9 protein-coding genes are annotated in these 11,959 nt (G+C 63.8%); 1 reads left to right on the top strand and 8 read right to left on the bottom strand.

Annotation, left to right across the window (positions count from 1 at the left end; translation table 11 throughout):
* Positions 1–16 precede the first annotated feature (16 nt).
* The gene (locus DL891_RS11350; protein WP_111720537.1) at positions 17–1,432 is read right to left on the bottom strand and encodes an FAD-binding oxidoreductase; all 1,416 of its coding nucleotides are present in this window, start codon (positions 1,430–1,432) and stop codon (positions 17–19) included.
* A gap of 250 nt (positions 1,433–1,682) precedes the next feature.
* Between DL891_RS11350 and DL891_RS11355 the strand changes: the two genes are divergently transcribed.
* Positions 1,683–3,137 carry a cell wall metabolism sensor histidine kinase WalK gene (locus tag DL891_RS11355; protein WP_111720538.1) on the top strand — a complete coding sequence of 485 codons (1,455 nt, stop codon included), beginning with the start codon at positions 1,683–1,685 and terminating at the stop codon, positions 3,135–3,137.
* Between the two features lie 162 nt (positions 3,138–3,299).
* On the opposite strand, the gene DL891_RS11360 is transcribed toward DL891_RS11355, so the two are convergent.
* From DL891_RS11360 to mobF, 7 genes are all read right to left on the bottom strand, one after another.
* Positions 3,300–3,977: a response regulator transcription factor gene (locus DL891_RS11360; RefSeq protein WP_111720539.1), complete on the bottom strand. Its 678-nt coding sequence runs from the start codon at positions 3,975–3,977 to the stop codon at positions 3,300–3,302.
* Positions 3,978–4,093: 116 nt separating this feature from the next.
* Positions 4,094–4,546 (bottom strand): GtrA family protein, encoded by a 453-nt coding sequence (locus tag DL891_RS11365; protein WP_111720540.1) that lies wholly within the window; start codon positions 4,544–4,546, stop codon positions 4,094–4,096.
* Between the two features lie 4 nt (positions 4,547–4,550).
* Positions 4,551–5,477 (bottom strand): decaprenyl-phosphate phosphoribosyltransferase, encoded by a 927-nt coding sequence (locus DL891_RS11370; protein ID WP_111720541.1) that lies wholly within the window; start codon positions 5,475–5,477, stop codon positions 4,551–4,553.
* A gap of 27 nt (positions 5,478–5,504) precedes the next feature.
* Complete coding sequence (locus DL891_RS11375) at positions 5,505–6,701, bottom strand: hypothetical protein (protein WP_157962480.1); 1,197 nt, start codon at positions 6,699–6,701, stop codon at positions 5,505–5,507.
* Positions 6,698–6,889, bottom strand: a complete 192-nt coding sequence (locus DL891_RS17120) for a hypothetical protein (protein WP_157962481.1) — start codon at positions 6,887–6,889, stop codon at positions 6,698–6,700. Before DL891_RS17120 ends, DL891_RS11375 begins: the two co-directional genes overlap by 4 nt.
* A 170-nt stretch (positions 6,890–7,059) precedes the next feature.
* A complete protein-coding gene (locus tag DL891_RS17125; protein WP_157962482.1) occupies positions 7,060–7,731 on the bottom strand; it encodes an esterase family protein in 672 nt (223 codons plus the stop codon).
* A gap of 921 nt (positions 7,732–8,652) precedes the next feature.
* Entirely contained in the window at positions 8,653–11,868 is a 3,216-nt protein-coding gene (mobF, locus tag DL891_RS11385; protein ID WP_255563093.1) for a MobF family relaxase, read from the bottom strand.
* Between the last annotated feature and the right edge of the window lie 91 nt (positions 11,869–11,959).

An 11,959-nucleotide genomic window follows, 5' to 3' on the forward strand; every position in this document is an offset into this window, starting at 1 on the left:
CTTCAGCCGGGCCGGGTCAGATCAGTTCCAGGCGGCGGGCCAGATCCGAGACGAAGACGCCGTGGGGGTCGATGGCCCGACGGGAGGCGAGCCATTCGTCAATGCGAGGGTACATGGCGTGGAACGTCTTCGCGTCGGTCCGGGAGTCCTTGGCCGCGTACAAGCGCCCGCCGATCTCAAGGATTCGGGCATCCATGCGGGTCAGAAACTCGCTGAGCCCTGCTCGGATGGGAAAGTCGACACAGACATTCCAGCCAGGCATCGGGTATGACAGGGGTGCCCGGTTACCGTGACCGAACAGCTTCAACACGTTGAGGAACGAGTAGTGCCCGGACGACTGGATGTCGCGAAGCATGACTTTGAATTCGTTCACCGCCCCGGGCGGCACCACGAACTGGTACTGGAGGAACCCCTGACTGCCGTAGGCGCGGTTCCACTTGCCGAGCGTGTCGAGTGGATGGTAGAAGCCGGTGAGGCTCTGGATCTTGTGGCGGTAGGTGCCGCCCTTGGCGTACCATGCCGCGCCGAGCACCCCGAAGGTGATTTTGTTGCCAAGGCCGTTGGGGAAGACGTCTGGCAACGTCACGAACGTCTTGCCGGAGAAGTGCAGCGGCGCATGAGCGAGCTTCGGTGCATACTCCTGAAGTTGCGCGAGTGTCGCCAGGTTGCCGCGCGAGACAACCGCCCGCCCTAATCGAGGTGGGGGTGAAATTGCGTCGAACCACGCCGAACTGTAGTCGTATGCCTTCTCAGAGCCGTCCGAGTGAACTGAGATCGTTTCATCGAGAGTCTTCGTTCGGAAACCGTCAGCGAGAAAGTAAGCAGTCTCGATGCGAACCATGCCCAGCGTGACCCGCAGGATGATTCCGGTAAGTCCGAGACCGCCGACCGTCGCCCAAAAGAGGTGCCCGTCGGGATCGTCGGTGCTCCCTCCGGGCGTAAGCACGAGGACCCGGCCGTCAGCGACCAAAAGGTCGAACGACAGGACGTGATCCCCGAAACTGCCCGCACTGTGGTGGTTCTTGCCGTGCACATCGCACCCGATTGCGCCGCCGAGGGTGACCTGCCGCGTGCCGGGCAGAACGGGAACCCACAGGCCGTACGGGAGCGCCGCTTTCATCAGGGTGTCGAGATCGATCCCGGCGTCGGCCACGATCGTCGCGGCAACGGGATCGATCGAGTGAATGGCGTTCAGGGCGGTCATGTCGACGACCAGTCCGCCGGCGCATTGGGCCACGTCCCCATACGAACGGCCGAGGCCGCGCGCGATAACACCTCGGCCTCCGACCGGACGTTCTCCGGCAACGTGGATGACCGCCCGCTTGATCTGGCCGACATCGGAGGTTCTGAGCACCTCGGAGGTAGTCGGCGCGGTCCTTCCCCAGCCGGTGAGTCGGCGGGGCGCGCTCGCGATGATCTCAGAAGTGGACATCACCCCAACTATTCTATCGCCCGCCGCGACGAGAGGCGGGTGGCAACCCACTACTGCACACCTGCCCAGCGTCATGAGCATCTCAATGTTCTGCGTCCCACAGCTAACTCTCAGACAGATCGTCGATCCGGCCTGCACGATGACTCAGTCCCTCCACAGACTCGACCCACCAGCATTGCCATTGCGGTACCCATTGGCGGCTCAGGGTGCACACTGGAGCAACTACACACGCTGACGAGGAGGATGGCCCATGAAACGGTGGCGGCTTCGCGGGCTTCCTCGGGGAATCCGATTGCGCACCACCGTCGCCGCGACGGTGGTGGTGGCTGTAGCGCTCGTCGGGGCCGCGGTCGTGTTGGTAGTGCTGCAACGACATCAACTCATCGCCGGGCTGACGGAGATTGCCGAGCAGCAGGCCTCCCTCATCGCCACTGAGATCGTTGAGGGGGGCGTCAGCGAGGTCGATATCACAACCCCGGACGCTGCTGTGGGAGACGTGGCCCTGGTGCAGATCCTGGACGCCCAGGGCACGGTTATCGCAGCCTCCGATCGTGCCTACGACAGACTGCCCATCACCGACAAGACTCCCACCCCGGGGCAATCGCTGGTGTACACGGTCGACACGTTGCCGAGCCGAGCCGAGCCGTTCGTGATCGTGATCCAAGGGGTGCAGACTCCTGATGGTGTGTTCCGGGTCGTGACGGCGCAGCCGTTGCAAGCTGCCCAAGAGGCCACGAGGGTGTTGGCGACGCTTTTGGGCATAGGCCTGCCGCTGGTGTTGGCGGTAGTGGCGCTCACGTCTTATGCGGTGGTGGGCAGGGCGTTGGCCCCGGTCGAGGCGATTCGGCAGCGGGTCGCCGGGGTGTCTGCGACCGACCAGGACGCCCGTATACCGGTGCCCGACAGCGGTGACGAGATTGCACGACTCGCCGACACCATGAATTCCATGTTGGCCCGGCTCCAGGCCGCAGCGAAAGCCCAACACCAGTTTGTGGCGGATGCCTCCCATGAGCTCCGCACCCCGCTGGCGACCATCCGCACGACCACGGAGTTGGCCGTGCTTCATCCCGAGGCGATGGACCGCGAACGTGCCGGCGGTCTGGTGCTGGATGAGACCCGCCGGCTGGAGCGTTTGATCGCGGACATGCTGTTATTGGCGCGCTCCGACGAGCACGGACTGATCATGCGCGTCGAGGATGTCGACCTCGACGACATCGTCACCGGCGAGATCGCCCGGATCCGTTCGGAGGGGACTGTAAAGGTGGCGATGGATGTCGTATCTGTGCGTGTCAGCGGTGACGCGCAGCACATACTGCGCGCGGTGCGCAACCTGATGGACAATGCCGCCCGGTTTGCGCGCACCACCGTTCAGGTGCGGCTACGGGCCGCGGACGGCATGGCCTGCCTGGAGGTCAGCGACGACGGGCCGGGGATCCCGGAAGCTGAACGTGAGCGGGTTTTCGAGCGTTTCGTGCGGCTCGACGATAGCCGTGAGCGCGCAACGGGTGGCACAGGTTTGGGGCTTGCCATCACCAGACAGATAGCCCTCGCGCACGGTGGTGACGCCAGCGTCATTCTCCCTGAACACGGTCGTGGTGCCCGGGTGCGGCTGACTCTCCCGCTCCCTGACGGCACTGCCCACCGTCGGGAAGATGCCCCCGCGTCGATCCGCCCCCGCACCCGCACCCGTGGGGGGCAACGATGAACTCTTACGGGGACCCCTTGTTGACGGTTGGCAGCAACTCGGCCGAACTGCTCGTCGGCCCTGGATGAGGGCCGGGCAATTTTCGTGGTCAGGCTCACCGCGGGCGAGCGGATCCGGAACCGGTGGCGTTCGCGCGTCCCGGCCCGCTCTTGTGACTGACTCTCAGCCGCCTTCCGCGGCCAAGCGGTATCCCATACCCCGAATCGTCTCGATGGCCTGCCGTTCGAAAGGGACGTCGATCTTGCGACGCAGGTAACCGATGTAGACCTCAACCACGTTGGGATCTCCCTCGTAAAAGGGATCCCAAACCGACTCCAGGATCTCGGTCTTGGAGACCACGTCACCCCGGTGCCGCATCAGGTGCTCCAACAGCCCGAACTCCCGCGGCGTCAACGAGATGGGGGTGATGCCGCGCCGCACCGAACGTCGTGCCGGGTCCAGTTGCAGGTCACCCGCGGTAAGCAGCGCAGGCCGTGCGGGCGCGCCGCGACGGATCAATGCCCGCAGCCGGGCCACCAGCACGACGAAGGAGAACGGCTTGGTCAGGTAGTCGTCAGCCCCCAACTCGAGCGCATCCGAAAGGTCATATTCCCCATCCTTGGCGGTCAGCATCAGGATCGGGGTCCACACTTCCCGTTGGCGCAGTTGCTCGACCACCTTGTAGCCGTTGAGCTTGGGCAACATGATGTCCAGCACGATCACCGCGTAGGTATTTTCCGTTGCGGTCCACAACCCGTCCTCCCCATTGGTCGCGACCTCGACGCTGAATCCCTCCGCGATCAGACCCCGGCGAACCGACTCGGCCAGTTGGGGCTCGTCCTCAACCACCAGCACTCGCATCCTCATGTCCTTCCCGACTGCAGGTCGACGTGTCACCCCCGACACTGGGCGTGAAGGCCGCATGACTTCGGTTATACGGTTTGGTTCAGTATGCAGTAGCAGCAGCGTCGAGTTCATTATCCGACAGCTCCGCTTCCGCGTACACCCATGGGCACGGACTCCCTGGCCGGTGCACGGAAGATCAGGTTTCGAAATCCCCAGAACCTGAGTGCGGTTGCCGCAGCCATTCCCACCACGTTGGCGGACAGGTTGTCGGCGATCACACCTGTCCAGCCGATCACGTCGTGGGAGAGCCACAGGCAACCGAGCTGCACCGCGGCCGCGGCGGCGCTGATGGCCACGAAGACCATGATCGGGTGCCCGGATGAGGGCCGATGACCGGGCCAGGTGTAGTACCGGCTGCCCAAATAAGCCACGGTGACGGCGGCGATGCTGGAGATAACCTTGGCAGGCAGGTGCCCCGCACCGGCCGACAGCAGGTTGAAGACCAGGACGTCGACGAACCAGGCGGCTGCGCCGGTGACGGCAAAGCGTCCCAGCTCGATCAGGTGCAGCCCGTGTTCGGCCATCGGTTCAGGCCAAGTAGATCGCGCCGCCGACAGCGACCGCCCACAACGCACCGGCCACGAGCAGAAAACGGTCACTCATCAGAGCCTCGGGTGACTCGCCGGCGCCGAGGGAGACCAACAGGCTGTAGCGCAGCATTACCGCCAGGAACGGCGCTACCGAGGCGGCCAGCAACGGCAGCGACACGTCAGAGCCAATGTATTGCAACGCCCACGTTGCATACGACAGTACTGTTCCTGCGAGAGAGAGGGTGAGCACCTGCTGCAACCAAACCGTGGGGTAGCCCTGCACGGTGGCGCGTGCCATGCCGGAGACGAGGTAGTGCTCATGTTCGGCGGAACGTTTCGCGGTAACGATGAATAACGATCCAAACAACGCGACCAATAAGAACCAACTCGACAAGGCAATCCCTGTGACCACAGCACCGGCAACCGCCCGCAGTACAAAACCAGCAGCCACCACCAGAATATCGATGACAGGAATGTGTTTCAGCCAGCGGCTGTATGCCGTCGTGAGCACCAAGTACGACCCCAGAACCGCCACAAGCGGCCACCCGAGCGGCAGAGCGACCGCCAGGGCGAGAAGAACCAAGAGAACCCCCACGGTATAGGCGGTGCGCTCGGAAATTTCTCCGGCGGCCACAGGCCGCGACGCTTTTGCTGGGTTGACTCGGTCGGCGGAGGCGTCGCAGGCATCATTAATGAAATAGGTACCGGCCGAAGCCAACACGAACGCCCCGACCGCCCCCAGTACCGGGATAAAGGTTGCGGGCGAGAACAGCGACCCTGCCGCTGCCGGGGCCGCCAACACCAGAGCGTTCTTGACCCACTGTCTGGGTCGCGCAGTCCGTAGCAGCGGCCAGAGTCGACAGGTCAACGCCTGTCCGAACCAGGTCTCCGCTATCGCTCCGCGGGGGTGTGTGATTGTTGACATGTCAGTTCCTCAGGCGCGTTCCGTGGGTCATTTCAGGGTCAGGTAGAAGAAGTCACGCTGATCAGCAGCAAGGTACCGGGTGGGTGAGGCGCCCATGTCCGGCAAGAGGTTCGTCGACTCGGCCGCAGCGTTGACCGGGTGGGCCCAGATGGCGAAGTTCACCATTTTGGAGTGGATGTCGAGTTGCATACCGCGGCGGATACCCGCATCCGTCATCGCCGTGGCCAGGGTCTGCAGTGTCAGGCCGTTCCCGGCGACATAGATCAGGTTGCCGGCTGCATCCGTGCCCAGCCCTGACCGCCACGTGTACTGCGACTGGTTGCGCGAACTGCCCCACAACCCGGTGGCATTGGCGTCCAATCCGCTAACAGGTGCGCCGTTGTCGACCACCAGGTGCAGGTTCTGCCGCACCGCAACCACGTCTTGGCCCATCGACACATCCCTGCCCCACTCCCCCACCGTGATCCGACCCTGCGTGTCGATGACGACCGATGCCAGTCCCTGTTGCAACACCGGATTCTCGTGGCCATTCAGATAGAAGCCGCCGTCCATGTCTTTGAATTTCCAACCTGAGTTGAACGTGGCTACCAACGACGGAATATCAGCGCTCGGAATAGCGGCCGAGCCGCTCCACCCGCTCGGCTGCTTCGTGCCCGGTACCAAATGCGCTCGCGTGGCTCCGACCGGGATCCACGCCACTGCGGCGACAACGCTCGCGTGACCCGGATCCGGCCGCAGGAATGTGGTGTAGATTACCGGTTGCCCGGCTGCGCCTGTTGCTCCGACTGTCCATTTTCCTTCACCGGGTATAGTCGCTGCACCGGCCAGGGGCGCGACAGGCGCCGGTGGGATAACCGTTGAGGCGTTGCCACTCGGTGCAGACAATTGGGCCTTGGCTGGGCCACCGTACTGCTGCGCCACTCCGGGCAGCACGGCGGCGGCGGGTGCCTCGTTGGATGGCGCATGAACGGTGTACCACCAGTTCTCTATGGCATTCACGAGCCCAGCACCGCCATTGTCTCGTACCCAACCCACTGAACGGTCTTGCCAGGACGCATAACCTGGCGCAGTCAGGGCCTCCGTGTAGGAGACCACCGGCACGACCATCAGCAGACCCACGGTCAGTGCGACGATCTTCCACCACAAGCGCCGACGGCGTTTCGGAGCATTGAGGGGTGACGGTTGCGGTGGAGTGTCAGTGGTGATCACATCTGGTCTGTTCATTTCAGGTCTCTCACGCGTGTGCCGAGTACGCGTTTTATGGTGGGCAGCGCGGGAATACTGGGCCACGGCCGGCCAACGACCAGCAGCAGGAACGGCAGGAGGGTGCCGCTCCGGGACAGGATGGCATCACCGTCCCAGACCGCCAACGCATCAGGAGACTTTGGGCCCGAACTGAGTCGTGAAGTCATTTCGCTACCTCCCAGGGTTCGCTGCTCATGGTTGATGGTTTCAGCGTGCCGTTCGATTGCCAAGAGGACGCTGAGAGGACGGCTCACTTGCCGACGCGATGTTCGGGCGTATTCCCCAGTCACGCGAAGAGTGATCGCCGACCTGCTCCAGACAATGAGCGGGCCAAGATCTACCGCGCGGTCTTGAATGATTGGTCGTAGAAATTCAGGTATTCGCCGAGGTGTGACTGCCAGTAGCTCTCAACGTGATTACCCGTGGTCATCTCGAAGCTGACATCAGCACCCAGCACACGAAGCTCTTGCGCCAGCTCGACGCTGCCGTTCCGCAGGGAGTCGCCGTCACCCACGTCGAGCCACACTCGCTCTCCACCCTTTTGGAGGGCCGTCGCCAAAGACGTAGGGTCATTCACCACAGGGCTGTGCCCACCGACGGCGACGAACAATGTCGGTGCCTTCGCAGCGATGCTGAGGGCCACCCCACCGCCCATCGAGATGCCACCGATCGCGCGGCCGCCCCGCGCGGCGATGGTGCGATAGGAGGCATCGACGCGTGGAATGAGTTCATCGGTCAGGAAATCACCGAACGTCACGCCACCTCGAGCTGCAGAGAACGTGGCACCACCGTCGGGCATGACAATGATCAGGGGGGCGATCTTCCCCTGCTCGATGGCGTCGTCAGCGGCACCGACCACCCCGACATCCAGCCAGTAGGCGTCGTCGTGGCCGGCTCCGTGCAACAGATAGAGTGCCGGATACCTGGTGGCCGAGGCGGTGGCGTAGCAAGGCGGAAGATAGACCTGGTAGTCACCGAGTGTGCCCTGGCTGGACGCATCAAAAGTCACATGTTCCACCGTCCCAGGCGTCGAGCACTGGGATGAAGGACTGCCCGAACCCGGCGCGGACGAGGCCCCAGACGCCGACGACGGCGGCGGAGCGACCGATTGGGACGGAACGACGGTCGGGGAGGTAGAAGAACCCGCTGTGGGCTGGTGGTTCTGAGAGACACAACCCACAAGGAGAAACACGAGGATGGAGCCGAAGAGTGCACCACCCCAACGGGTTAGCCGGGAGTGCGTGCCTCCAGACCGACTCATTGTGAACCCCAGTCGAAGGCCACTACCCGGTGCCCCCACGTGACTGTTCCGGCCACCGCGGTCACAGAAGTAACGCGTGAAGACACGACACCGGCTGACATACTCACCAGACAAGGATCGGATTCTGCAACTGAGGAGAAGCTGAGAGCGCACCACGTCGGTAGCAAGAATCTCGATCGAAGTGGATCTAGTAGTCGGAAAGCCCGAAGAGTTGCGAACCAAGATCACGCGGTTCACGCGCTTCGTGGCTTGGATACGGAACTCCCAACCAACCGATGGCCACTGCCGACCAGGGCAACTCTGTGGGGAATTATGACGAGATTGTGACGATTTGAGTGACGTGGAGGATGTCTGGGCACACACGGCGACTCCGTGATGCCAGATCATTACGGGACTCTGCGCTTGTTGAAAGTGCACCCCCCGGGACTTGAACCCGGAACCCACTGAATGATTTCTTATAGAACATTAGGTAGTGCGCACTCGTAACAAAAGACCTGATACTCCAGCAATTACAGCGGATTTTCTTCTTGATGATTATCAGTTTACAGTGCACTGTTCCCGGCTGGTACCGGGTGTTTCCGAGGAGTTTATGACGAGTTTATGACGACCACATCAAGTCCAGTGGCAATACGCCGATACCCGCGTTGACCGACGTTACGGAAGCCTCATCTACAGGCTTCGCTCACGATGCTCAACGCCCGGCCCACGCAGAGGGCTCCGATGTTGGTCGGAATCTGCTGCGAGCTGTCGTGCCCGGTCGGCCGCAGTTCGTGCTCGGGTTGCGTCAATCTGCTGGTTGGTTTTCTCGGCGGGCCCTCCGAGGGTGTTGTTCGCGGTGATGCCATACCGATCTCGGTAGGCAGCCACGACTCGAGCCTGCCTGCGCCATGCTCCCGCCTGGTGAGTGTTGCGCGGAATCTCCCCGAGGTCCGTGATCCAAGCCTCACGTCTGCCGACCGCAGCTTCGACCAGCGCACTCGCTCGTTCCTCGATGAGGTTGCGGCGCTCATCCAACGCGTGACGCATGTCTGCGCTCATGGACCCTGTTGCAACCGGGATGAGCCCGGCGACCAGCCGTGGTGTCCGCCGTGTTCGCCCGGATGCGGCCGGCCTGCCCGTGGCACGGGTAACGCGGGCGTGGAGCACAGCGGCGATGTCGTCGGCATCAGAGAACGCGCGCGCCGCGACCAACCGCGGCAAAAGCATGTTCATATCGTGGTGGTTGGCTTCGGCACGGCGCAGCTGGGCGGTGAACGGCCCGAACGCGTCGGAGGCGATCACTCCCTCCACGGCTGCCTCGTCGAGGCCGGATCGGCGGAGCAGGTCGGCCCAGCGGTCGTGTTGGGCTGCGGCGGCGAGCGTCTCGTACTCAGCAGCAAGCCGCGCAATCGTGCCCCAGATTTCTTGTTCGGCAGTGATGGTCTCATGCGCAGAGAGTTCGGCGCCGACGTGCTGGAGCACCCCGTCGAGCACGGACCGTGCGGTCGCGTCCTGGATGTCTCCGGGGTGCCGGACGGCGTGGGCGTCGTCGGGACGGTCGATGGCCACGTAGGCGGTGTTTGATTCCCGGCCGCGGGTGAGGGCAACGTACAGATTCTCGCGGGTGGTCGTTGGCTGGATGAGGGCGTGAGCGGTATCAACGGTCGTTCCTTGGGCACGGTGGGCGGTGATGGCGTAGCCGAGATCAACGTGTTCGGCGACATAGTCGGCCGGTAACACGAGCGCGCCACCCCACCGCCTGTCGGGGCGACGCACAGTCACTGATCCGTCGCCCCGCACGCCGGCCACGTTCCACCGGTCACCGTTGCGCACCCAATCCTGGCCCGTGCGGAGTCTGCGGTCGTTGCGGCGGGTGATGATGACATCGCCGACAGATGCCGCAGTCCCCTCCCGCAGTCGCACCTCGCGGGTGACGTCGACGACACCGTCTTGTACAAGGTCGGCGCGAGCGCGCAGGTTGAGCTCGGTCACCGTCTCGCGCGTCTCGGCGATCAGAACGGATGCCAGGCCGGCCGCACTGTCACGACACCACGCGCTGTAGGCCGCCGCAGCTATATCCTCGGCGCCGCCGCCGACGATGCGACCGTGCTCCTCATACGAGTCGATGGCAGACGTCCGGCCATGCCTGAGGTCCAGAGACGCGGTCTTCTCCCACGGGTGGGTGAACCGATGCACATCGACGAGCTCTGGTGCGTCGTCGCGGTCGGCGACGAGCATCGCGAACGCTCCCCCGGCGTCGACGGATTGCAGTTGCGCCCCGTCACCGACCAGTAACACCTTGGCGCCCTCATTGGCTGCCAGACCTGTGATCCGGTCCAGGGTGAGCGTCCCGGCCAGGGATGCTTCGTCGATGATGACCAGTTGTCCTGCCGTGAACGTTGTGCCGTGCACGAGGTGGTCCTGCAACCATTTGGCCGTGTTCTCCGCCCCGATTCCCAGTTCGTCAGCGAGCACTTGCGCTGCTACGGCGGACGGTGCCAACCCGACGACAGACGCCGCGCCGTGTTCGGCCTCCCAGGCACGGCGCAGCGCGTTCATCGCCGTCGACTTGCCGGCACCGGCGGGCCCGACAAGGACGTCAAGGGCGCGCCCGGACACGGCAACGGATGCCACAGCATTCGCCTGGTCCTCGCCCAAAACCCTGCCCTGCATATCAGCCCGGCCGGCCACTGACTCCACCAGGTCACGGGCAACTGTCGGGCCTGTTGTGTCGCGAGCGACGGCCAGGAGCCTGTCTTCGGCGGCGAGGAGCGTCTTGGAGGAGTACACCGTCGAGTGCTTGGGCCGAAACACGCTTGTCCCGTCCGCGCGCTGGAACGCTACGGGGCTCGAACCCAGTTCCGGTGGGGTGAGCTTCAACGAGACCTCTTCGGCGGCGTCCACGACCATGCCAACGATCGCTTCACGATCCTCTGTCGTTGCGAACCTCCACCCCATCGTCTGCCTTGCCGCCTCGGCGTAGAGGTTCCAGTGCCGCCACGTCGACCGCTTCTCCCCCACAGCCTCGACGACCGCACCGCCCAGGTCTGCGATCGTCTTCAGCGGCACGTCGTCGGCGTGCAACAGCAGCTCGGGGTCGCCTGTGCTGATGGTGTGCGCCCATGCGGTTGCGTCATGGCCGAGCAGCATGCTTGCGCGCGCCCGCCATTCTCTGGCGAGGTCCGCGAGTGACCGTGTTTCCTTCTCCGGGCGTGTGCTCAGGGTCGCCTGCTGGCGTAACCGGATGATCGTCGTGTTTGACGGCCGGCGTTCATGTTCTTTTGCCAATTCTTCGACGAGGCGGTGAGCTTCGAGATCAATGTGTCGGGCGCGACTGGAGAACTCCCCGACAAGGTTCTCTGGCACACCGGTGATCGCCCACCCCGGGTTGCGGTCACGGCCCCTCTCACGCAGCTCCCACCCGACACCGAGCACCCGGCTCAGCTGGTCGGCGAACAAGGCCTCGTGTAGTTCGGACAGGGCGACCACGGCTGCGTGCATCGGCCGACCATCAAGCGAGCGCCACTTCTCATCCAGCACGGTACGAACCTTGTTGCTGAGCACGACATGCGTATGCAGGTGTGGGTCTCCCGCACGCGAGTCGTAGTGATCGAAGGCGGTGGCGACAAGCCCGGTCACGTCGACCTGTGCAACCGCGCCGTCACCCCCGGTTGCACCGGTCCTGGTGGTCGCAACCTCCCGCTCCATGAACGCAACCATCTCCGCAACTGCCGCATGGTGCGCTCGCACGATCAACGCCTGAGTGCCAGCATCGCTGACAGCCCATAGCACCGACGCCGATTTCGGGATCGAGAACGTGAAATCAAACCCGGCAACCGCCCTGCGTGTCCCCCGGCCTACCTCTTCGGCTGGGCTGCTGCGGTGATTTCGGACAGCGGATTCGATTGAATTCTTACGCTGCCGTGGCTGGCTTTTGGTAATCGTAGTGCACTTCGTTGGGGCGCCGGTAGCCGAGCGCCGAGTGCCGGCGTCGACT

The sequence above is a fragment of the Homoserinimonas sp. OAct 916 genome (genome assembly GCF_003260275.1).
In the GTDB taxonomy this organism is placed as follows: domain Bacteria; phylum Actinomycetota; class Actinomycetes; order Actinomycetales; family Microbacteriaceae; genus OACT-916.